Here is a 23,502-nt window from a genome sequence, read left to right as displayed (position 1 = left end):
TAATATTGGCACAAATTCATGTAAACTGAAAGTAAAAGTTGGGGAGGAGTATTATATTGAAGATTGCAGTTATACACAGTTCCAGCAGAGTGAATGGGAACACGGAATATTTAACCTATCAGGCTATTCCTAAAGAGCAGGGAACGCATATTTATTTACGTGATTACAACATTGAGCCGATTGTAGATGAACGTCATTCAGAGGAAGGATTTCCCGAGGTGAACGATGATCACGAGGAATTGATTGATCGTATGCTGGAACATGATGTGCTTGTTTTTTCCACACCGATTTACTGGTACAGCATGTCAGGTCCGATGAAAACCTTTATAGATCGCTGGTCACAAATTATGAGAAATCCGAACTACGCGCATTTCAGGGAAGAATTAGGCAAAAAGAAAGCATATTTCATCGCAGTAGGCGGAGACCATCCGAAAATAAAAGGACTTCCGCTTGTTCAGCAATTTAATTATATTTGCCAGTTCTACGGAATGAGCTTTGAGGATTATGTGATTGGGGAGGCAAGAAAGCCCGGAGAAATACAAAGTGATCAAGCTGCACTGGAAACAGCAGCGGGGTTAATTAAAGAGCTTCATTAATGCATGAAAGCTGTCTGGATGTTCTGATCCGGACAGCTTTTTACATATCTGGTGTCAGTTCTTTATAATTCAAGTAGATAGCATAAGCTCCTGCCGCGATGATGAATACTTTTGCAATTCCAAATGGGATACCTAAAACTGGCTGGGAAAGTAGCAGAAACAAGATAACAATCCCCATGATTGCATGTATATTTTTAACGTATTTGTTCATTCAAATCTACCTCTATTTTTTATTTAATACCAAATATATTTTCCGCTTAAGAAGCCTAATAAAAGTAAACCACTCCAGACTATGAATATGCGAAACCTTTTAGGAAGCGAAAACCATTTAGCGGTGCAGTGCTGGCCCAGGTTATGCCCATTATTTGTTTGCTGTTTCACTTTCTCATCTCCCCTCCCCTTTTTCATGCTTACCTATTCTCTTCATGCTTTTTCCACATAATATAATGATAGATTACTTGGGTGCCGAGACCAATAATAGCAATTACATATATAATGATCTCTGTTGCAGGCTGGATATTTGCTAGCCGAAATGCTAAACTCAAAATAAGCAAGATAATAGGCGACGTCCAAATATCCCGAATCAACTTCCTCCGATAACTTAGCTTATAATAGAGCATAACAAATCCTTTATCTGTTTTATCCTTTCTTCTGAATATGAAAGATAATATAACAGACAAGATAATCACTAAAGAAACTGCCAAAATAAGAGGTCCATACGGCAATGGATTATAAGCTGTAAAAATTATATTTAGCATGAAACCCACTTTCCCCTTCCAAACTTTAAAACTAACTTATGAATCCCTAGTATGGTTTAGTACTTCTGATTCATTTTCCAGGTTATAGGTTTAATTTCACTAAAACTAGGTTACATAGATTGAACCTGCATCTATTCATAGAACTTTAACTACAACAAGGAGGCTACGGGAAATGACATATCGAAAAGCCACAGGGTGTGGACTGTTGCTGTTTCTTCTGGCAATGTTATCATTCCACCCGGTTACCAGTTTAGCAGAAAGTGGCGATGTTTACGAGGTCGGGGACATTAAGCTGAATGTTCGATCAGAGCCCTCCAAACAGGCAGATGTTATCGGTCAATTGGAGAAGGGCAACCGCGTGATGGTATTTGAAGAACGTTATGGTTGGGCAAAAACCTATTATGGCGGTCAAGAAGCCTGGATTGCCTCGTATTATGTCATGCCGGCAACAGGCACCGAAGAAGTTAGTGAAGCGCAATCAGTTACAGTAACATCCACAGGAGTTCATATTCGCTCAGGGCCTGGTACCAATCATTCTATTATTGGTTTTACAACATCAGGAGATACATATAGTTTGATAGAATCAGCAGGTGATTGGCAGAAAGTAACGCTGGAAGATGGATCGAGCGGTTGGATTGCAGGGTGGTTAACTGATGCAGCGGTTGAAGATGAATCCGTGAAACCAGATGAGAATGCGAACAGTTCGGATGAGCCAGCAAGTACAGAAACAACGGAAAGTGAAACAGCAGGGGTAAACACAACAAATCAATCCCTTGCCGGGTATAATATTGTCATAGACCCGGGGCATGGAGGAAAGGACCCTGGGGCGGTAGCAGGTGATTTATATGAAAAGGATCTTGTTACACAGACTGCAGATAAGGTAGAACAGAAGCTGCGAGATGAAGGGGCTACTGTTATATTAACACGTTCAGGGGATAATTTTGTTTCTCTCGATGACCGAGTTCGCATTAGCCAGGATTATAACACGCATGCATTCGTCAGTTTGCATTATGATAACTTTCCAGTGATTCCCATTAACGGTGTAAGCACTTATTTCAATTCTAGTGCGGACAGAGAATTGGCAGATGCCATGCAGCCTTCTTTATCATCAAATCTGGCACTGCATAATCGAGGCGTCATGCAGGGTGATTATCGCGTATTACGTCATAATCCAGCTCCGTCGGTGATATTGGAGCTTGGATTTATGTCCAATCCGAATGACCTTGCTGTTGTTCAAACGGAGGACTATCATAATAGTGTTGCTGAGGCTGTCGCAGATGGCTTGAAAAATTATTTTGATTGATTGTGAAGCGTTCACTTCATGCTGTGAGATCAATTATAAGGATCTGAAATAAAAGGTTTGGGGTACTAATTCAATTGAAATTAGTACCCCCCCTTATGTTTTTCTATACTAAAACGGATGCAGTTAGAAGTACCCTTCCCGTACCAGACAAAAATATAAAGAACCACTTTTTATGCTTACAATACCAGACAATTTACGTAAAACGGAACTACTTAACCAATAAACGCTAAGGATAATCATCGAAATACTACAGATCATAACAGCGAGTAACGGTGTAAATGTTTCACCTAAAAAACCGCCAAGTAGAGAACCTAAGGGCATTCCCAAAGCTGACGCACTAGTTAACAAGGTGACTACCCTCCCTATACATGCTGTTTCCACCTGTTTCTGTATGGATGAAAATACAAGCAGGTTTAGTATCCCGATCGAGACGGCACCTATACTGAATAATATAATGGACTGGATTAGTGGTAACATTGCAGTACCCATCCACATAACGCCAGAACCAATAAATGCTATAATAATTAATTCCCCAAAATTTATTTGTTTTAACCTTGTCGTAATAATAGTTCCAATCATTACCCTTACCGAAATCTATCCAAGCGGTTTTAGGTATGAGAATGGTTATTAGAATGTATTTGGATATATAAATTGTTATGGATTCTTAAATTAAATTACCACGCGCTCCTAGCTTCATCTGAAAAATAAGCTGCTCTCCTTTTCTCCCCATCAGCCTTCTGCCAGTATCCAAAAACCCACTTTCCATGTAAACATGCTGTGCAGCAGCATTTCTCTGATTAACTGCCAGCACAATTTCATTTATTTCCGGAAAGTGCTGTTTAACAAAAGCAGGCAATAATTTCATTGACTGTTTTGCTATTCCCATCCCCTGATATCTGCTATCAACCGAATATGTTCTCAATAGGAGTGCAAAATCATTAGTAAAATAATTCTCGACCTTACTCCCTTTATGAAGGACAAAATAACCAATTGCTGATCCGTGATAGTCTATAATTATCGAGTGGCGGTTCTTATCTTTGCTGCAGATTTCGATGGACTCCAAAGGCACCCCTGTGAATTCCCTGTGCGATATAGAAAGACGATAATCTTTTAACTGAGGTAAATAAGCAGCACAGTAAAATTTCAAACGTATCGCTTCCACTGCAACTGCTGTGCCGATTTTCATCCCTTCACCTGCTTTGCATAAATGACACTTAATATCGGATTAATTTGGATAGATTCAACCTCATAATCGTTTCCTGAAAACCACGTTATCAGTTCAGAGCGGTCAGCATAAAATTCATCCTTAATCGCTTCAATCGCCTCCGTATTGCCGGCTTGCTGAAATGATTCCATCACACTTTTCCGGTGACCATCATCAATGAACATCAAATCTGCAATGCAAATCTCACCACCGGGCTTTATCACCCGGTTCATTTCTTCCAGAGCGAGCATCTTTTCTTCATCCTGCAGGTGATGCAGCGCATAGCTGGAAACAATGCCGTCCACGAAGTTGTCCAGCAATGGCAGCGCAAGAAAGTGGCCATTTCTGACTTCGATTTGCGGATGTTTTTCCTTACAAACTTCCAGCATTTTTTCCGACTGGTCCACCCCAATTACATGTATCCCCTGCTTTAAAAATTTCGACCCAAGATTCCCCGTCCCAATACCGATATCCAGACAAGTATCCCCTTCTTTCAAATGAATCCTTTCCACCACTTCATCTAAAGCTGTTTCATAATTCTGATGCACGTTAAATCTATACCCATGCATTTTCAAATTTGTATCATAATCTTCTGCCTGGCTGTCAAAATTCCATTTGTCCTTCCAGTTCTTGCGTATGATTTTGAGGTTTTTCAAATGCTGTGCGAGTTCATAGATTTTTACTGTATCCAATTCCTTTTTTTTCGTATGATTCAGCATGTCATCAATCGTGCTGATCATATCTTTCATCTCCAGCCATTGTTCGTATAAAGCTGCCCTTTGCACATTTAAAAGATCATTCATTTCCATTTTTGAATCTGCCAGCAGCTTCTGTATATCTGCTACAGCTATTCCTATCTCTCTTAATGCAAGGATGGTACTTAAACGCATCAAATCATTATCGCTAAAATACCGGTAACCATTGTCCTTATCCTTTTTCAGCGAGATTAATCCCTTGTCTTCATACAATCGTATAGTTCTTGGTGTTGTGTTTAATTTTTTCGCAGCTTCTGTTATATGCATGTATACCCCTCCTACCTCACAAGAATAAACCCTCACGTAAGGTTAAGGTAAAGTGGTTTTTGCGCAATGATTGAAAAAACCTAAGCAACCTCCCCTATCATCAAGATTTTTCACTATGGAATCTGACATTCAACCTCCACCATTTCTGGACGCCTAAAAACTATTGCTGAAACTGCTCCAGCCGCTGGAAAAATTCCTTTAAAAAATCGTAGAATAACTTCTCTGTCGGCAGCAGCTGACGATCTTTCGGGACGATCACGCCGACTGTCCGGGAAACCGTTGGCTCGATAACCGGAACTTTTTTTGTTGCCCGCGGCAAATGATCAATAAGCGTAATTTCCGGTACGAGTGATACGCCCAGTCCGGCAGAAACAAGTCCTTTAATGGCATCAATATCCTTCCCTTCAAACGTCACTTTTGGCGTAAAACCAAGCTGTTTACAGGCATTAAAGATTAAATTCCGCAGTACATAACCTTTCGGAAACATAATAAAAGCATCCTCCCTAAGCTGGTTTAATGTGAGGGCAGAAGCTCTTGAAAGCGGGTGGCTCATTGGTATTAAAGCTACAATAGCTTCTGTAAACAAGATGGAAGTATCCAGTTTTTTTTCTTTTTGGGGAATTGGCCCTAAAATAGCCATATTGCTTTCTCCTTTAATGACCGCATCTTTCAACTCATAGTAAGATCCTTGGTTTAGCTGGAAGTTTACCTCCGGATATCGATCATGAAAAGCCGATATTGCCGTTGGCAGAATATATGCCGCTAAACTGCTCGGATAGCCAATATGAACGGTGCCAAGCTCAGGATCATTATATTCCTCCACTACCTGGACAGCATCCTGGATTAGATTAACCGCTCTTTCCATATGTTCCAAAAAGACACGGCCGATCGGCGTTAATCGCACATTGCGGCCTTCCCTTACAAACAAGTCCACACCCAGTTCTTCCTCTAGGTTAAAAACCTGCCTGCTTACAGCAGATTGGGCAACATGCAGGGCATTCGCTGCCTCTGTTATATGTTCTCTTTTCGCAACCTCAATAAAATAACGAATTTGTCGTAGCTCCATTTTTATCACCTATTTCATTTTATCTCATTTCGGTATGGATTACATCTAAAAACGATATTGTTTAGATTCATTAATCACTGTAAAATCGAATCAATACATTTTTTTGAAACGAAAATGGAGGCATTCCTTTCTGATTTAAAAAAGGTTGAAACGGATAAAATTAGACTTATACGGGATGCATAAATACTTTTTCTGCTGCATATATAGAATTTATATTTAGACATTAGAACATGATTTGCTAGCAAACTTTAACAATAAACGTTTTAGCTGTACTTTTGCAGGGAATAAATCTACTGCTATAAAACAGGAGGACTTGGTAACATTATGACATTAACCAAAGATATAGTAGTGCCAAAGAAGGAAGATCAAGTGCAAGAATATTTGAATAAACTTTATGAAGAAGTAATAGAAAGAAACCCAAATGAAACAGAATTTCATCAAGCCATCCAGGACGTATTCCAATCCCTCACCCCCATCCTCACAAAAAAGATGGCGCATTTAGATAAAGGTATATTGGAGCAGCTCGTGGAGCCCGAACGGGTCATCATATTTCGCGTACCATGGGTAGATGATGAAGGAAAGGTTCAGGTGAATCGGGGCTTCCGGGTTCAGTTCAACAGTGCCCTGGGCCCTTATAAAGGTGGAATTCGTTTCCATCCATCGGTTAATTTAAGCATTGTTAAGTTTCTGGGACTAGAGCAAATTTTTAAGAATTCCCTTACCGGCCAGCCAATTGGCGGTGGAAAAGGTGGAGCCGACTTTAATCCAAAAGGTAAATCGGACAATGAAATTATGCGATTTTGTCAAAGCTTTATGACAGAACTCGCTAAACATATTGGCCCGGATGTGGATATTCCCGCAGGCGACATTGGTGTCGGGGCCAAGGAAATAGGATATATGTTTGGACAGTACAAGAAAATCCGCGGCAGCTTTGAAGCGGGTGTTTTAACCGGAAAAGGTTTAAATTACGGTGGCAGCTTGGCTCGTAAGGAAGCAACCGGGTATGGTTCGATTTATTTTCTCCAGGAAATGTTAAAAGATAATGGAATGACATTGAATGGCAGCACGATCGTTATATCCGGTTCGGGAAATGTATCTATCTATGCAATGGAAAAAGCAACAGAGCTTGGAGCCAAAGTTATTGCTTGCAGTGATTCAGACGGCTACATTTTTGATCCTAATGGTATTAATATTGATACAGTAAAACAGTTGAAAGAAATAGATGGAGACCGGATTAGCAACTATGTTAAAAAACATCCAAGTGCTACTTATGTAGAGGATTGCACCGGAATATGGTCCGTTCCCTGCGGCGTGGCCCTGCCATCAGCAACACAAAATGAAATTGATGAAAATGCAGCAAAACAGCTAGTTGAAAATGGTGTGAAAGCTGTTGTGGAAGGTGCAAATATGCCTTCTACAACTGCAGCCATTGAAACCTTTCTAAATAATAATATATTATTCGGACCGGCCAAAGCGGTGAATGCTGGCGGTGTTGCCGTTTCCTCTTTGGAGATGGCTCAAAACAGCACGCGCATGTCATGGAGTTTTGAAGAAGTGGATGCTAAACTTCAAGAGATTATGAAATCAATCTACCGGAGGTGTATGGAAGCTTCCGAAGAATTCGGACTGGAAGGAAACCTGATTGCCGGGGCAAATATTGCCGGATTTAAAAAAGTAGCAGATACCATGCTTGAACAGGGTGTTATTTAATCATCACCTTTATTATTCATCAGCTGACCAATGTACTTTTCAGAATCAGTGAAAAGTATATTGGTCTTTATTTGGAATTTTTTGTCTGCCCCATAGGTATTAAGTTCTATTTTTGATTTTTATAATTGTTTTAGCCGATGGTTTTGGTATAGTAGTTATATACTGGTTCAAAAGGAGGGATGATATGAAGAATATCGATGATATGTATCAATTGGAGCGATTTTCCAAAACGGACGAAGAATTTGACTTATTTTATGAAAATGAACTAAAGGACAAAGTGGAAGAACTAGAAAAAGAACGCTTAAAAGCAATGGAGATAGTAAAAAAGCAGGCCATGAAGCTGATCCTGCCGGTTATCGGATTAATACTTATTTATTTTTTGCTAAGTGATCTTACTTTCTACGCCTTTGTTGCAGTTGCACTTTATGGAGCTTATTTATTCAAGGAGGTCATTAACAAACGGAAGGAACTCTCCAAAAAAATAAAGGACGAAATCGTCACCGATCTTGTCCACTTTTTAAATGAAAACTTTACATATGAGCCACGAAAGTATCTGGCAAGAAAGCAATTTGTTCGTTCAAACATTTTTAAAAACAATCCAGATCGCTACTCTGGAGATGACCTGATTACAGGGTTTGTCGGAAGTGACAAAAAAGACGTTAAGGATATGGACAGCAATCCGACGAAAACAGACCTTTCCTTTTCTGAAGTACATGCACAGAAAGTGGAACGTTATAAGGATAAAAACGGAAGAGCAAAAGAACGTGTGCATACGATTTTTCAGGGGTTATTTTTTATTGCCGATTACAATAAAGATTTCGATGGATTAACGATTGTCGTGCCGAAGCAAAAAAAAATAAACCTGCTACCATCCATATTTGATTCCAACAGTAAGAACAAATTAGAAGAGGTAGAACTGGAAGATCTTGATTTTATGGATAAATTTACAGTACGGACAACCGATCAGATTACTGCCAGATACATATTAACTCCGAATTTCATGAATAGGCTCATCGAATTCACAACAAGAGAACCCGAGAAAATAGACCAGCAGAATCAGCCTAAGTCTATTAAGGAAGCATTTCAAATGGGGCTGAGCGGGAACAACTCATCAGAGGCCTATTTTGAAACTGCGCCCTACTTCTCATTTCTTAACGGGAAAATGTATTTTATGCTTCCTACAAAGAAAAAGCATTTTGAGTTCAACCTACTGCTTCCTTTAAATAAACACCTAATCAAAGGATATTTTTCCGATATCAACATTGCACTTGAGCTTGTAGATGAGTTGAACCTGAATTTACGTATCTGGAATAAAGAATAAAGATAGAAAAGGAGGTTGCAAAATGGAGACATTTATAGCGATTGCCGTCGCAGCCATCGTTGCTTTATTTTTCATAATAAGTTATAACCAAATGAAAAAACAGGCAGTAAATGTGGAAAATTCCTTCAGTGATTTGGACGCATTTTTAATGAAGCGTGTCGATCAGTTGGATAACCTGATTCAAACAGCACGGGTAGCAACAGATAAGGAGATTGAAGTGCTTGAAAATGTAACCGGACTGCGTACAGGAATTATAGATGCCCATAATATGGATGAGAAAATCAAGGCGCATAATAATATGCAGCGAGAAATGCCATCAATTATGGTTTCCATTGAGCGTTATCCGGAAGTGAAATTCAACGAAAATTATTTGCATATCCAGCGTTCAATAAATAATATTGAGGAGCAAATCCAGGCTGCACGCCGAAATTTTAATTCACACACCGGAAAATACAATCAATTAATTGCTACGTTTCCCCGTAATTTAATTGCCGGCATGTTTGGTTTCAAGAGTAAACCGATGTTTGAAGCACCACCGGAAAAGCGAGAAAATGTAGATGTAAAAGCCTTATTTAATCGATAGAAGAATGTGAACACCCTCGCCATTACTGCAAATGTTCTGGCGGGGGTGTTGTATGTTTGGATTGATCTACTTCAGTGAAAATATCTTCTTGATTATCCGGCTGGGGCAGTGTTGCAGATCTTGCTGCGGGAGCGATTTGATCCAACCGCTGTTGCATATCTTTTGCAAACTGGTGAAAATCTTTTTTCGTAACAGGCTGGGCTTCGGGTTTTAACGTAAAGCCGATTTGCCCGTTTGGTTCAAGGGTGCACCACTGGATATCACTGAGTTTCGCTACATTTTTCTGTCTCAGATTTGTTTCCAATTGATCTACTGTCAGCCGCATTTTCTTCAGGTTTTTTTCATCAAGCTCCCCGTCTTTGATAACTACTTTGGCACTGCCGGTAAGTAAATTCTCAAAGAAATTTGATTTTATTTGTACAAATTCCATCACAATTAACGTTAAAATCAGCATCAATCCTACTCCCAACGTGACCCAGATATTTTCCCCTGCAAGCGGCTGGATCAATAGGGAACCAATTCCGATCATAATGACCGTTTGTGTAAGTGTCATCTGAGAGATGGACTTCCTGCCGGCAAGCCTTAGCAGAAAGGTACCTCCAAGTACAATAAGAACGGATTTCCACACTAAGCTAAATTCCATTAAACTTAAACCCCATTTCCTGATTGCTAATAGGCTTAGTTTGAGAGTTATTGGTTAAATTATACATGGCGTGCAGGGACTGGTTTCCTTGCCTCGTTTCACATAATGCAGTCAAATGGGACAGTGAACTTATATCCCACCAATAATGGATTCACCAATAGTTAAAAGCTGCTCTTCCGTTAGATTATATGTGGATAAGGTAAAGCCGTAATTATCAACGATCATGTTAATGGTTCTTAATCCGCTGTTGTCATTTTCACTTACAAAAGTGACGTTGCCTTTAATCTCTGTTTCATAATCTGCTTTTTCCTGAAGATGAGTTATATCTGTATGTTCCAGAATACTTTCCTGCATAAATGTAAATAATTTATTTCCTCCTCCATCATAATAAGAGGCTGTTACTACGTCATTTTGCCCTTTAGATCGATGAAAAATATTTTCCAGGTCCGTATTTTCAACTGGAGAATACTGCGGAAGCTGCAGGGCAAACCCTGATTCATTTATTTCCCTTACGTCTGCTTCTGCTTTTTCATCCATTGCAATTTCAAAGCCATGACTGGTATTACCCGCCATATTTATCTGCTGTTCATTTTGCTGCTCGTTTATTTGCTCCTGTTCACTGAACTCACTTACGATAAGCGTTCCTGCTGTACCCAAAAATAATACGGAAGCCAATACCGGCGCAACATGCCTTCTTATCCATGGTTTTCGTTTTGGTGATTCATCCTGTTCAAGCTTGGATAAAAGCATTTTCCGGGAATGCTGTTGTCGCTCTTCGTCCCAGGTAATATGTTCATCCATGCTTTTAAGTGATTGATCAAGTTTCGTTTTCTCCCGGTCTTTCATGCATCACCCCTCCTTTATTTAATCGGTCTTCCAAAGTCCTAATTGCACGGAATAATGTTGATTTCACTTTACTTTCCGACCAGTCCAGAATTTGCGCTGTCTCCTGTATGGAAAAGCCTTCTATCTTCCGTAAGATGATCACCTGCCGGTAGGAGGATTTCAGGCCTGATAGTGTTTTGTACATATTTTTTACCTCTTCCCGCCCTTCAACAATGGTCTCAATAGATATCTGTGTATCTTTTTTATCGGGAAAGATATTTTTCACCAACTGAATGGGAGCTTGTTTTCGGATATAATCAATCGCAATATTGTGGGCGATGCGGTAGAGAAATGTTTTCGGGTAATCTATTTCTTTGTTTGCCAGATATTTATACGCTCTTATAAATGTATCCTGAGTAAGGTCTTCCGCCTGATAGGTGTCATTGATCATTTTTAAAATATATTTATAAATTGGAACACTATACTGGTCGTACCAATTCATAATGATGGTACGCGCTGTAACCCCTTCCGGCATTTGGTTCCCCCCTTTTTTTAAGAATGTTTTCGTTGTATGGACGGATGAAGCATTAATAAGTTGCAATTAAATACTTTGGGACACAGGGACAGGTTCCGCATCCCATTTTCTCAAAATAAAATCAACTGGAACAATGAACCTTTCCCTGCATCCCTATAATGAATATTATGAAGAATTATAGTATAATGGTAATTAACAGACAAAAATGGGAGGGGTACGTTTTGGGGAAAACAAAGCATTCGGGGCCTATAAAGTTGTCCAAAAAGCCTAAACCGGATTTATGGGTAAGTAAAGTCCCTTTTGGGTTGGGTAAAGTAAAGCCGCATCACATTCGTGACACGATGAAAGTGGTTTGGGAAAATAAAGATAATCTGCCATATGCTACCCGTATTTTAACACAGGGTGTTTGTGATGGCTGTGCCCTTGGTGTATCAGGTTTAAAGGATCAAACGTTAAAAGGGCCGCATGTTTGTACGACTAGGTTAAATGTACTCAGGTTGAGCACAATGCCTGCCATGAGTGAGGATATTCTGCATGCAGATATTGATGATTTACGGAAAATGAGCAGTACAGAGCTTAGAAAATTGGGCAGAATCCCATACCCGCTTATGCGCAAACCCGGAGATCGAAAGTTCAGCCGCGTGAGCTGGGATGAAGCAATGGATAAAATAGCAGATAAAATGAAAGCGCTTGATCCAAAGCAGTTTGCTTTTTATACAACATCGCGCGGGATCACAAATGAAGTCTATTATACTGCGGGAAAGGTTGCCAGATTTCTAGGTACGAATAATATTGATAATGCATCCCGCATTTGCCACTCACCGTCCAAAACAGCATTGAACCGCTCGATTGGCGTTGGTGCATCCACCTGTAACTACAAGGATTGGATCGGAACGGACGTACTGGTTTTCTGGGGATCGGTTGCAGCAAATAACCAGCCTGTTTCCACAAAATATATGTATGCAGCAAAGAAGAAAGGAACGAAAATCATTATTATTAACCCGTACCATGAGCCGGCGATGGATAATTATTGGGTGCCTTCTGTGCCGGAATCTGCATTATTTGGCACAAAAATTGCCGACCAATTTTACCAGGTGAATATTGGCGGTGACATTGCATTCATGCACGGTATTATGAAGCATTGGTTTGAAATGGAGGAAGCGGAGCATGGCGCTGCGATTGACCATGCATTTGTGCGGAAGCATGTTAATGGACTGGAAGAGCTTCGGGAAAAAGCTATGGCTTATGAATGGGATCAGCTTGTGAAGTCTTCGGGGATTACCGAAACAGAAATGCGAGAGCTGGCTGCGCTCTTGGCAAAGTCATCTTCTGCTGTCTTTGTCTGGTCAATGGGGCTAACACAGCACCGGTTTGGAACGGATAATATATCCCAGGTAGCAAACCTTGCGTTGTTGCGCGGGTTTTTAGGAAGAGAACATTGTGGTCTCATGCCAATCCGCGGACATTCCGGTGTCCAGGGTTCCGGAGAAATGGGTGCAGATCCATTTGTACTGCCAGGTGGTGCACATGATGAAGAAAACCGGAAGCGTGTTGAAAAGACATGGGGTTTTGATATTCCGAAATGGCAGGGAGATATTGTCGGTGTTTCACTGGAAAATGCGTTATTGCCTGAAGAACATGAACGGAAACTGAATCTGTACTACATGTCCGGCGGGAATTTTTTAGAAACGATGCCTAACCCGGACTTTGTTAAACAGTGTTTGGAAAATGTTGATATCAGAGTGCATCAGGATATTATTTTTAATACGTCTACCTTTGTGGATGCCAAAGAAGCGGTGATTGTTTTACCGGCGATGACGAGGTATGAGCAGCCCGGCGGAGGCACTTCTACTTCTACGGAGCGGATGGTGTATTACTCTCCGGAAATTAAAGGGCCGCGGATGGAGGAAGCACGGCCAGAATGGGAAATTTATTGTGATCTGGCGAAAAAGGTGAAGCCGGAGCAAGCAGATCTCATTCATTTTGAAGATCCGTTTGCTATTCGAGATGAGATTGCCATAACAGCACCGAATTATGATGGTATCCAGCATGTAAAAAATCGCGGTGATCTTTTCCAATGGGGTGGTGCCTGGTTATGTGAGGACGGAATTTGCCCGACGCCAGACGGAAAAGGAAATTTGATCACGGTTGAGACCCCGGAATTGCGCAAACCTGAAGGGCATTTTTACGTAACAACACGTCGTGGAAAGCAATTCAATTCCATGATTTATGGAGAAAAAGATCCATTCAATGACGCAGAACGCTATGATGTTTTAATCAATCCGAATGATGCGAAGAAACATGATATTAAAGCAGGAGATGCTATCGTCGCTTACAACAAGAACGGCTTATTTAAGGGTACGGCAAAATTTGAGCCTTTAAAAGAGGGTAATATCGGCGTGCATTGGCCGGAAGGAAATGTTTTGATTGAAAAGGGCGTATATGAATCATTTGCCGGCATTCCTGAATATAATGCAGCAGCGGTTGTGGAAAAAGCAGAAACCTACTACGCACAAAAGGATATTAATTATGCTGAAAAACGTGTAGAGGAGCTCGAAATGGAAATGAGTTAAAGGGGGAAAATGATGGATCATACCAAGTAGTATGACTGGAAAATTACCCGCTATGACGGGAAGGCTTTATCAAAAGAAAATATAGTCCCTTACGGTTGTTTTGAACGGCGAGGAGTTCGCTACGATGATCTGCCCCCCAGCCCATCTGCATGAATCGATTGTTGGGTTTCTTGCATCTGAAGGGGTTATTCGGAAGTACAATGAAATCAGTTCTATGAACGTCGATGAGGATAAGGGTTTTGCTTATGTTGAAATAGACCGACCGCTTTTACCTGAAGATCATTCCAAACGGTTTATCGGCTCCTGCTGCGGAAAAAGCCGGCGGATTCATTTTAAAAGTGATGTTCGCACAGCTAAAACAATTCGGAGCAGAGTGTAAAACTTATGCGGCACTTGCAGGAAGATTCCGAGCAATTTTTACGCACAGGCGGCGTGCATAATGCGGCACTATGTATATCCGAAGAGCTGCTATTTACCCGAACAGATATCGGCAGACATAATGCGCTCGATAAAATTTATGGTCATGTACTTGAAAATAAATTAAGTTTGACTGATAAGTTAATAGTTTTTAGCGGGCGCGTTTCCTCAGAGGTTTTATTGAAAATATCCAAGATAGGCATTGGGATATTAATTTCAAAGGCTGCGCCGACAACGCTGGCGTTAGAGCTGGCGAATGATCTGGGTATCACGTTGGTTGGGTTAGCTCGGGGGAACAGATTGAATATTTATACGCATGAGGAGCGGATTGTTGGAGGGTAGTGTGGGTATGCGGTTTAAGATTCGTTGAGCAACTTTGGGTTCGGAGTGAGCAACTTCAGCGTGTGTATGAGCTACTTTGAGCTAGGAGCGAGCAGCTTCATAGTGTGCATGAGCTACTTTGAGCTAGGAGCGAGCAACTTCATAGTGTGCATGAGCTACTTTGAGCTAGGAGCGAGCAGCTTCATAGTGTGCATGAGCTACTTTGAGCTAGGAGCGAGCAGCTTCATAGTGTGTATGAGCTACTTTGAGCTAGGAGCGAGCAGCTTCATAGTGTGCATGAGCTACTTTGAGCTAGGAGCGAGCAACTTCATAGTGTGTATGAGCTACTTTGAGCTAGGAGCGAGCAGCTTCATAGTGTGCATGAGCTACTTTGAGCTAGGAGCGAGCAACTTGTACAAGAGTTGAAAATTGTGGAATGAAAGTGACATGTTCGAGCGATATTTCGAAGTTTCGAGCGAAATCCCGGTTGTGTCGAGCAATATTTCAATTTTTGGAGCGAAATTAATATGGAGAAGGGCTGCTTGATTTCCAGCAGCCCTGTTTTTAATTAACCTGATTCAAAACCAGTTTCATACTTTTTCGGTATCGGTCTCCCCCATATTTTCTGCAGTATAAAGGCCAGTATAAACAAAACAACAATGCCTGCTGCAAGTGCTAGAACGGGAGATTCCGTAATTCCTGCAATCAGGAAGGACAGCACACCACTGACACCGGCTGTAATCGCGTACGGTATCTGTGTGTTCACATGGTCTATATGGTCACTTGAAGATCCTGCAGATGACAGTATCGTCGTATCCGATATTGGTGAACAATGATCCCCAAAAATACCTCCGCTGAATACAGCTGCGATGGCCATGTATATGGAAATATCCATAGATACAGCGAGCGGCATGGCAATTGGAATCATGATTGCGAATGTGCCGTATGACGTTCCAGTTGTAAAGGCAACAATCGCTGCTATGATAAATATCAATATCGGAATGATTGCCGGCGATGTCGTCTGTTCAGCAAAATTCACAAGATAATCCGCCGTGCCAAGTTCTGATGTCACACTGCCAATCGACCATGCCAGTGCCAGAATAATATATACTAGCGTCATACTGCGGAACCCGGTCACTATAATGGACATTGCTTCTTTAAATGAATAGAGTTTCTGCTGCATACCCATTATCAGTGCCACAAGCCCCGCAGCAAAAGCAGCTACTAGGATCGAGGTGGCTCCATCTGCTTCTCCGAAAGCTGTGACCAAGTCCTGTTCCGGATAACCTCCTGTCCAAAGAAACAATGGCGGAATAAGACCGAGCAGTACGACAAGCGGTACAACCATGTTTTTCATCTTTGGTGTATAATCCTCCGGCATCTCTACATCCATCATTTCCGTATCAGATGGTGGCTCTGCGCCATCTCGAAGCAGCTTCCCGGATGTTCTTGCACGATACTCCGCCTGTGCCATAGGGCCGAAATCCCATTTTAGAAAAATGGTAATACCAACGAGTAAAATGGCTAAAATCGAATAGAAGTTAAATGGAATCGTAAAAATATATGTCATGTATTCCGAGCCTGATATGCCCAATTCCACAAACTGTGCACCGATCAGCCCCATGACAAAAACAACCCAGGTGGAAACCGGACCCAGAAGACAAATCGGTGCAGAAGTGGAATCCACGATGTAAGCCAGTTTTTCGCGGGAGACACGCATTTTATCGGTGACTGAACGCATGACACTCCCCACAGTCAATGCGTTAAAATAATCTTCAAAGAAAATAATGATACCAAATAACATCGTTGAACCTTGGGCTCCTTTTGGTGATCTTACTTTACGAGAAATCGTATTTGCAATCGCATGTGCACCTCCAGTTTTTTGCAAAAATGCAATTAGCACACCGAACAGGCCACAATAAATTAAAACAGTTGCACTCCATGGGTCTCCAACATTGGGAATGATAAAATCACTAAAACTGGCATACAGTCCCATAAATGGGTTCCAATCATAAATCATTGTTGCCCCGAGCCAAACTCCCGCAAAAAGAGCAGGAATTACATTTCGGGTAATGAGTGCCAGCACTATTGCTATTACCGGAGGCAGGAGCGAAAACACACCAAAATCCATAATTAAATCTCCTCTCAGACTTATGTTTACTATAATTAGTTCTATCTCTGGCTGAATATTCCTGCTAATTTACTAAATTTATTAATAAATAAGGCACAGCCATTGCCGGCTATGCCCTTAAAATAATTACCACAGTCACCTCGACCGTGCCGCTTTAATTTTTCCAATTCCCCCTTAATTCACCACCTGTCGTGCCCAATGACGATGTGCGGAAATAGCTATTGTAAATTGTTCGACGAATGCTGTTGGCTCCCCATTCACGATAACCCCGGGGCTCCCTTTTATATTGGTTTCATCCAGCCATTTCACACCATCATGGGTCGCTCCGATCGGTTTATAGTGGTTAAATGCGTCATTCAGATACTGTGTTGTCTTCTTATGAAATTTTTCACTTTCAGCAGTTCCGCCGACAACATAAATTGCATCATAAATAACAGAATTGGTTGTAGTAAATGTGTGATCGACCATCATGTCTTCTCCGTTTGTTCCTTTGACCGTACCCTGTTGTTCACTGATGATGTGGTATTTTATTGCCTGTGCATTTAACCCGTGTAAAATTTCTTTCACTTCTGCATCGTTAAAACCGTTATCCAAAATCACGCCAACCAGTCGGGTGGCAGCTGTTTTTGTCGTATTCTCCTGACTAAGTGCAGGTGAAGATTTTGTAATATTTAAGCCACCTGCTGTTGGTACTTGGGCACCGATGTTTTTGGCAAATCCAGCAGCCAGCCCCAAATCAGCCTTGGCATACATATCCACAACTTGCTGACGGATCGCCATGCTTTTTACTCTTCCAAGCTCAAAGCTGAATGCATCGATAATATGCTGTTTTTCAGGTACACTCATACTGTTCCACATCAGCTTCACCTGTGAGAAATGGTCGTTGAACGTTACACTCCTGGAGCGGACTTTGTTTCCTTCCACCTTTTCCTGGTAATGGGTATATCCACCCTCTTTTTCGGTGGCAGGCTTTGGTGTATTGGCAGCAATGGAATTATTGTGATAAGCAACTTTCCCTTTATTAATCGTCTGTCTGTGATAGCCGTCGCGCTGATTATTATGGAATGGACATACCGACTTATTTATGGGAAGTTCATGAAAATTTGGTCCGCCAAGTCGAATTAATTGAGTATCCGTATAGGAAAACAGTCGTCCCTGCAGCAGGGGATCATTGGTGAAATCTATACCTGGCACTACATGTCCAGGATGGAAGGCCACTTGCTCCGTTTCGGCAAAGAAGTTATCCACGTTCCTGTTCAACGTTAATTTACCAATCATTTTTAAAGGAACATCTTCTTCCGGCAACAGCTTTGTAGGATCCAGAATATCAAAATCAAAAGCAAATTCATCCTTCTCTTCAATCATTTGCACGCCCAATTCGTATTCAGGAAAATCTCCATCTTCAATCGAATCCCATAAGTCTCTCCGATTGTAATCCGGGTCGTTACCGGCAATTTTCTGTGCTTCATCCCATACAAATGAATGTACACCAAGCTTTGGAACCCAATGTAACCTTACGAAACGAGCTTTCCCCTCTTCATTGACAAAACGAAACGTGTTGATGCTGAAGCCTTGCATCATCCGGTAGCTACGGGGGATGGCCCGGTCGGACATGAGCCAGATCACCTGATGGGCTGATTCCTGATTATTTGCTACAAAATCCCAAAATGTATCATGTGCCCCTGATGCCTGCGGTATGGCATTATTTGGTTCGGGTTTAATGGAATGTACGATATCTGGGAATTTGATCCCATCCTGAATAAAGAATACAGGCATATTATTGGCAACAAGGTCATAATTCCCTTCTTCGGTAAAAAACTTTGTCGCAAATCCGCGAACATCGCGTACAATATCTGAAGATCCCCTTTCTCCAACCACCGTGGAAAAACGGGTGAACACAGGTGTCTTCTGTCCCGGATTTTGTAGAAAACCTGCTTTCGTGTATTCTTTCATGGATTCATAAGTTTCAAATACACCGTGTGCAGCAGAACCACGCGCATGAACTACCCGCTCCGGTATCCGCTCATGGTCAAAGTGAGTCATTTTTTCCCGGAAATGAAAGTCCTCCATCAGTGTGGGACCCCGCTCACCGGCCATTAAGGATATCTCATCCTCCGACATTTTCAGCCCTTGATTTGTAGTCAGCTTTTTATTGGCATCATCTACGCGAAACTGCTCTAATTGTTCGTGTTTTTTGTTTTCAAACGACTTATCACGCATATCCACATTTTCCTTCCTTTAAGTATGATAGTTTTATACTCCCCAGAAGAGGCTGTTCTATGAGAACTTATTGCGAAAACACCGAAGACTGCCGTAAAACTAAGTGGATGTTTTATTGCTGATTTAATAAAATTTTCGTAAAATTCATTACTATATACCTACTTTTATGGTGTTGTAATATTAATTAGGTATATTTACCCACAAAAATGAAAGGGTGCGTAAACTGCGATTAAAAATATTTTTTTGATTTCTGCTGTTATCGCTTTTTCGTATGGGGAAATTCTAGGGGATATATCAGTCTACATAAGAGCAGTGATTTTATACTGGATTTTCTCCACGCTTTATTCGCATTTGAACATTATTGTAAAAAAGGAAACGTAAATATGGATAAAGGTATTTCCTACGGGCTATCCATTGGTTTATTTGCCGGACCCCTAGGAATATTTATATTTGAATTTGTCCAGCGTCTCATCGTTTATTTTAATCGGAAAACAACTAATACAGCTGACCCGGATGAATTTTTACATACATTTTATAACGCTGGTGCTTTTGCACTTAACAATTCTATTTCGTTTTTCCTGTTCACTGCATTATATCCGTTCTTTCAGCAAATTCCATTTGGGTTCTGGCTGCTTATCATTCTGCTGGTTATCGTTTCTGCCCTTTTATCGGATACATACCTCATTACTATTTTTTAAATAACTGGAAGCATCAGTTCCAAAAAGGAAATTATTGAATTTATTTCCTCAAGAAGTGTATTGGATATGGGAAAAACTGCTTTTTCAAATGGTCTCTTATTTATTTTCCTTCTTGAACAGCGATGGGAAATGCTTGTTGCGTTATTTCTGCTGAATTATTTGGTCAGTCGTTCCTTTCTCGTGAAATCAAAAAGTGCCCAGCATAAAATGGAGCGGGATTAATTTGAGCAAATGGCTTATACGGATTTTTTAACAGAGGTGTATAACCGGGCTTTTATGGATAAAAAAATGGAAGAACTGAATAGATCAAATGAAAAACTGGGTATTATTGTATCGGACATCGATTCTTTTAAGGATATTAACGATAACTATAATTACGCTGCCACTCTGCAAAGTTTTTTGAAGGAAGATGATTATTTATTCCGCAGCAGCGGTGATGAATTCACTATTTTCCTCAGACATAGAAGCTTCAAGGAATGTACAGGGCTGGTGGAGAAAATCAGGCATGGTGTAGAAGATACGCCGGTCGTGATTGAAGCACAGCGTTATGTTTACAGTGCTCTTTTTGGCTCTATTATGATAAGACAAGTGAGTAGCTTGATATTAAGAAAGCTTACGTGCATGCAGATAATCTACTGCTGCAATCCAAAGTAGCCGGCAAAAATAATGTTTCAGTGAAAAATGGTCTGGCTCAATTGCCATTACCGGAGAGATTCATATCTGAAAAGAGGACATAAGGGGACTGCAAGTAAGATCGCAGTTCCCTTTCCTAAAGAAATAGTACCATCCAAGCTTCATCATAATACACATCATCGATCTTCAGCGCCTTTTCTTCTTTGCCAAACACTTCAAATCCCATAGAGGAATAAAGTTTTTTAGCAGCCTCGTTCGAGGTTACAACCGTCAGATAAAGCTGCTCAATCCCACCCATGCTTCTCGCTTTTTGAATTGCTTCATTTATAAGTGCCTTACCAATGCCCTTACCCCGTTCTTCCGGTTTAACATACATAGCAACAATATTTGCCCTGTGCTTCAACTTCACCTTTTGTTCACTTACTAACGTGATAACTCCTGCAAGCTGGGTACCTTTAAAAGCTCCAAAGGTAAAAGAATTTTTGGCTGCATGAAATCTTACTCTGTATTTTTCTGCAGCATCATCTTTTTCTTCTTCATAACTGGAAGCAAACGCATACGGGCTGTTTTGTAATGCTTCGAGTCTTAGAGAAAGATAGTTTTGAGCATCATCAATGTCTAATTGCCTGATTTCCAATTTGTCTCACCTGCCTGAAATTTCTTCCAAAGTTTGATTGCAGTAATTATCATCCAACCCGGGATAAATCATTAGATACCGTTGTTGCTTGATTAACAATAAATTCTAAGTACAATACAGCTTTATGAAGTCTAGGAAACAAAGCCTATTTTCGTAGCAAGATAGCAATACTAAATACAGCAGCTGTCAGTACAGCCACAAAATAAGAATAGCATAATGGGCGATTGTTTTACAGGTGAAATTTATTGAAGTAAGTTCCTTAGCAATTCCTGTGTCTTGCAATAATTTCAGCATCCGGATAAAACAGAGCCTCGCTCTTCTTTATACGGATACCCGCCCTTTTCTACAGATTAATCTGCATAAACGGAATCAATTATCGTTCGCTTGAAAACTTCTCCTGTTTTAGTTCGCCCTTCCACATCTATCGTTATGTTATACACTTCATTAGGACGATCAAACTCCAATATTTCTGAAAGATGTAGGCCACTTGTGGTATATATTGTACTATTTTCCGGATTACTGGATTCAGTAACTCGATACGTTGCTTTCACTGTATCTCCTTGCACTTGTTTCTGGTCAACCTCAAAATAATAGTTTGATTGTAACATAGCTGCTGAATCAGACATTTCGTTTCTTATGATTATTGAATCTGCCGTAAAATCAGCTACCAACAGGTAAGCATCATCATATTTTGTATCCAATTTTATCGACCATTCTCCTGGTGCAGGTTCATCAATAATTAGGTAATGGCTGATTGCTCCCGCAAATACGCCATCTTTATTTACATTGGAATGGACTTTTGGTGCTATTTCATTTCCAGCAGGATCCACTAATGTGATATTTGAAACTTTATTCGCTGACATTAAGTGTAATGACACGTTTTTCACGCCATCCTCAACAGCTAATGATAACTCATTGGCGTCCCCTTCCATTAACGGCCCGCCATGAACCCACTGATTTGTTGCAGGCGTATTCTTTTCGACATAGTCTGATGAAGAAAATGATGTATCTAGTTCCTGCTGCTGACCCATTAGATAATCCTCAAAAACCGGAAATGTGGCTCCTGTTCTAATTGAGGTGTGATTCCAGTCACCAATCGTAATTTCCTCACCACCTGACAGGCGGCTGCTATTGGTAGTGACAACACCGTCATTTGACCCAAACTGTGACAAATACATGCCACCTAGCCAAGTAGAGGAAAAAATGGAACCCCAATCCGTTCCTGCCAATGTATAATAATTATTATGGTAGGCTATTGGCTCGTTATCGACTTGTGTCCGGAAATTTTCCATATTGGCCATCTGCAGGGAATACGTGCCATCCCCTTGAGCACCGATCAAATCTGCAATCCATCCTGCCCAGGAGCTATACGCCAAATCAGCAAGCTGTGCCCCATGATGTGGACTGGATAAAGTGATCACATTATCTACATACTCCCATGCCCCATAATACGTTAGCGCAGTTTGTGTATCCACTCCACCCTTGCTATAGGCAACAACCGTAATTGGCCGTCTATCAAAATGTGAAGAAATCTCTTCTATTTTTTCCGCGAGCAGCTCCCCATTATCCCACATGTCCGCTGATGCCCCGCCAGCATCATGTAACTGGATAAATGCCGTTTGATACCCTGCATTCAGAGCCGTTTCATACATATCATTGTCTTCCCAAAAAACCTGTGCGACATTATTTAATCCTGGAACAAACAGGATTACTGGTGCGTTGGGAACCGGACTGCCGGGAACGTCCCCTAAATACCATTCGCCTGGTGTTTCCTCATTTCCATTACCTACTTTCCCCGTCGTCGACATTTCATCCGATTCTTTGGTCAAGGCTGGTTTTGGTGCATTGGCTTTGCTGTCTGCAGCTTCAACGGAAAAACCAATTCCGAACGTAAAGATCGCTAAAAATCCAATAAGCAACAACCGTTTTACATGATTAGTCATTTCTAATCCCCTTTTTATTTATTTGTTCTCTGCATATGTATTCGTGTCTATTGGGGTTAATGAGGTTTTTTGGTCTATGTGGATAATCGTCGTATTATACTAAATCCTAATTTACTTTAGTATAATACGACAGAATAGAATGAACAAAATTAAAGTTGCTAAAGTATAATTAAATGATATAATTTTGATAAAGAAATAAAGTGAAACTTCATTCAGTGGGGGTTTTCTTTTCATCTCCCACTGAAACAACCATGGCTATGCTACGCATCGCCACCAACTACCATGAAAATGAATTTCTAAACGAAATAGAAGTATTCATTTAGAAAAATATGGAGATATAGTTAATAACAATACGACCAGACT

The 23,502-nt window shown here is 40.8% G+C and carries 22 protein-coding genes and 1 pseudogene; 10 read left to right on the top strand and 13 right to left on the bottom strand.

Going from position 1 to position 23,502, the window contains the following annotated elements; translation table 11 throughout:
* The first annotated feature begins 56 nt into the window (after nt 1-56).
* Complete coding sequence (locus tag ACDX78_RS18375) at nt 57-596, top strand: flavodoxin family protein (protein WP_486029624.1); 540 nt, start codon at nt 57-59, stop codon at nt 594-596.
* A 40-nt stretch (nt 597-636) separates the two neighbouring features.
* Here the strand turns inward: ACDX78_RS18375 and ACDX78_RS18370 are convergent, their stop codons facing one another.
* Nucleotides 637-807, bottom strand: a complete 171-nt coding sequence (locus ACDX78_RS18370) for a hypothetical protein (protein WP_486029623.1) — start codon at nt 805-807, stop codon at nt 637-639.
* A 199-nt stretch (nt 808-1,006) separates the two neighbouring features.
* The gene (locus ACDX78_RS18365) at nt 1,007-1,354 is read right to left on the bottom strand and encodes a hypothetical protein (RefSeq protein WP_486029621.1); all 348 of its coding nucleotides are present in this window, start codon (nt 1,352-1,354) and stop codon (nt 1,007-1,009) included.
* 172 nt (nt 1,355-1,526) lie between these two features.
* Here ACDX78_RS18365 and ACDX78_RS18360 point away from each other — a divergent pair, with 172 nt between their 5' ends.
* Nucleotides 1,527-2,657: an N-acetylmuramoyl-L-alanine amidase family protein gene (locus tag ACDX78_RS18360; protein WP_486029620.1), complete on the top strand. Its 1,131-nt coding sequence runs from the start codon at nt 1,527-1,529 to the stop codon at nt 2,655-2,657.
* A gap of 123 nt (nt 2,658-2,780) precedes the next feature.
* Here ACDX78_RS18360 and ACDX78_RS18355 read toward each other — a convergent pair whose 3' ends face one another.
* The 4 genes from ACDX78_RS18355 to gltC all read right to left on the bottom strand — a co-directional run bounded on the left by ACDX78_RS18355 (nt 2,781) and on the right by gltC (nt 5,949).
* Nucleotides 2,781-3,236, bottom strand: coding sequence for a hypothetical protein (locus ACDX78_RS18355; RefSeq protein ID WP_486029619.1), 456 nt, complete (start codon nt 3,234-3,236; stop codon nt 2,781-2,783).
* An 85-nt stretch (nt 3,237-3,321) separates the two neighbouring features.
* Complete coding sequence (locus tag ACDX78_RS18350; RefSeq protein WP_486029618.1) at nt 3,322-3,843, bottom strand: GNAT family N-acetyltransferase; 522 nt, start codon at nt 3,841-3,843, stop codon at nt 3,322-3,324.
* Nucleotides 3,840-4,883, bottom strand: a complete 1,044-nt coding sequence (locus ACDX78_RS18345; protein WP_486029617.1) for a MerR family transcriptional regulator — start codon at nt 4,881-4,883, stop codon at nt 3,840-3,842. Before ACDX78_RS18345 ends, ACDX78_RS18350 begins: the two co-directional genes overlap by 4 nt.
* Nucleotides 4,884-5,043: 160 nt before the next feature.
* A complete protein-coding gene (gene gltC / locus ACDX78_RS18340; RefSeq protein WP_486029616.1) occupies nt 5,044-5,949 on the bottom strand; it encodes a glutamate biosynthesis transcriptional regulator GltC in 906 nt (301 codons plus the stop codon).
* Between the two features lie 324 nt (nt 5,950-6,273).
* Between gltC and gdhA the strand changes: the two genes are divergently transcribed.
* The 3 genes from gdhA (at nt 6,274) to ACDX78_RS18325 (ending at nt 9,563) form a co-directional block, all read left to right on the top strand.
* On the top strand, nt 6,274-7,659 hold the full coding sequence (gene gdhA, locus ACDX78_RS18335) for an NADP-specific glutamate dehydrogenase (RefSeq protein WP_486029615.1): 1,386 nt from the start codon (nt 6,274-6,276) through the stop codon (nt 7,657-7,659).
* A 184-nt stretch (nt 7,660-7,843) separates the two neighbouring features.
* A complete protein-coding gene (locus ACDX78_RS18330; protein WP_486029614.1) occupies nt 7,844-8,980 on the top strand; it encodes a DUF3137 domain-containing protein in 1,137 nt (378 codons plus the stop codon).
* Between the two features lie 22 nt (nt 8,981-9,002).
* On the top strand, nt 9,003-9,563 hold the full coding sequence (locus tag ACDX78_RS18325; protein WP_486029613.1) for a LemA family protein: 561 nt from the start codon (nt 9,003-9,005) through the stop codon (nt 9,561-9,563).
* Between the two features lie 22 nt (nt 9,564-9,585).
* Here the strand turns inward: ACDX78_RS18325 and ACDX78_RS18320 are convergent, their stop codons facing one another.
* From ACDX78_RS18320 to ACDX78_RS18310, 3 genes are all read right to left on the bottom strand, one after another.
* Nucleotides 9,586-10,206 (bottom strand): DUF421 domain-containing protein, encoded by a 621-nt coding sequence (locus ACDX78_RS18320; RefSeq protein ID WP_486029612.1) that lies wholly within the window; start codon nt 10,204-10,206, stop codon nt 9,586-9,588.
* A 129-nt stretch (nt 10,207-10,335) separates the two neighbouring features.
* A complete protein-coding gene (locus ACDX78_RS18315) occupies nt 10,336-11,052 on the bottom strand; it encodes a hypothetical protein (RefSeq protein WP_486029611.1) in 717 nt (238 codons plus the stop codon).
* A complete protein-coding gene (locus ACDX78_RS18310) occupies nt 11,024-11,566 on the bottom strand; it encodes an RNA polymerase sigma factor (RefSeq protein ID WP_486029610.1) in 543 nt (180 codons plus the stop codon). Before ACDX78_RS18310 ends, ACDX78_RS18315 begins: the two co-directional genes overlap by 29 nt.
* 221 nt (nt 11,567-11,787) lie before the next feature.
* On the opposite strand from ACDX78_RS18310, the gene ACDX78_RS18305 reads away from it, so the two are divergent.
* Nucleotides 11,788-14,139, top strand: a complete 2,352-nt coding sequence (locus ACDX78_RS18305; protein WP_486029609.1) for an FdhF/YdeP family oxidoreductase — start codon at nt 11,788-11,790, stop codon at nt 14,137-14,139.
* An 88-nt stretch (nt 14,140-14,227) separates the two neighbouring features.
* Nucleotides 14,228-14,898, top strand: a pseudogene (gene fdhD / locus ACDX78_RS18300) (formate dehydrogenase accessory sulfurtransferase FdhD); the annotation flags it as partial.
* Between the two features lie 547 nt (nt 14,899-15,445).
* Here fdhD and ACDX78_RS18295 read toward each other — a convergent pair.
* The gene (locus ACDX78_RS18295; protein ID WP_486029608.1) at nt 15,446-17,008 is read right to left on the bottom strand and encodes a Na+/H+ antiporter NhaC family protein; all 1,563 of its coding nucleotides are present in this window, start codon (nt 17,006-17,008) and stop codon (nt 15,446-15,448) included.
* A gap of 174 nt (nt 17,009-17,182) precedes the next feature.
* Entirely contained in the window at nt 17,183-19,228 is a 2,046-nt protein-coding gene (locus ACDX78_RS18290; RefSeq protein ID WP_486029678.1) for a catalase, read from the bottom strand.
* A gap of 383 nt (nt 19,229-19,611) precedes the next feature.
* On the opposite strand from ACDX78_RS18290, the gene ACDX78_RS18285 reads away from it, so the two are divergent.
* The 3 genes from ACDX78_RS18285 (at nt 19,612) to ACDX78_RS18275 (ending at nt 20,580) form a co-directional block, all read left to right on the top strand.
* Complete coding sequence (locus ACDX78_RS18285) at nt 19,612-19,926, top strand: hypothetical protein (protein WP_486029607.1); 315 nt, start codon at nt 19,612-19,614, stop codon at nt 19,924-19,926.
* 66 nt (nt 19,927-19,992) lie between these two features.
* A complete protein-coding gene (locus tag ACDX78_RS18280) occupies nt 19,993-20,148 on the top strand; it encodes a hypothetical protein (protein ID WP_486029606.1) in 156 nt (51 codons plus the stop codon).
* Nucleotides 20,149-20,157: 9 nt separating this feature from the next.
* A complete protein-coding gene (locus ACDX78_RS18275) occupies nt 20,158-20,580 on the top strand; it encodes a GGDEF domain-containing protein (RefSeq protein ID WP_486029605.1) in 423 nt (140 codons plus the stop codon).
* Between the two features lie 115 nt (nt 20,581-20,695).
* Here the strand turns inward: ACDX78_RS18275 and ACDX78_RS18270 are convergent, their stop codons facing one another.
* The gene (locus ACDX78_RS18270) at nt 20,696-21,196 is read right to left on the bottom strand and encodes a GNAT family N-acetyltransferase (protein WP_486029604.1); all 501 of its coding nucleotides are present in this window, start codon (nt 21,194-21,196) and stop codon (nt 20,696-20,698) included.
* 350 nt (nt 21,197-21,546) lie between these two features.
* Nucleotides 21,547-23,139, bottom strand: a complete 1,593-nt coding sequence (locus tag ACDX78_RS18265) for an esterase/lipase family protein (RefSeq protein WP_486029603.1) — start codon at nt 23,137-23,139, stop codon at nt 21,547-21,549.
* Nucleotides 23,140-23,502 lie beyond the last annotated feature (363 nt).

Source organism: Virgibacillus oceani, from assembly GCF_041521345.1.
GTDB lineage: Bacteria > Bacillota > Bacilli > Bacillales > Amphibacillaceae > Virgibacillus_N > Virgibacillus_N oceani_A.
Note: the sequence above shows the minus strand (reverse complement) of the source record. Positions and strands in the feature narration are given on the sequence as shown.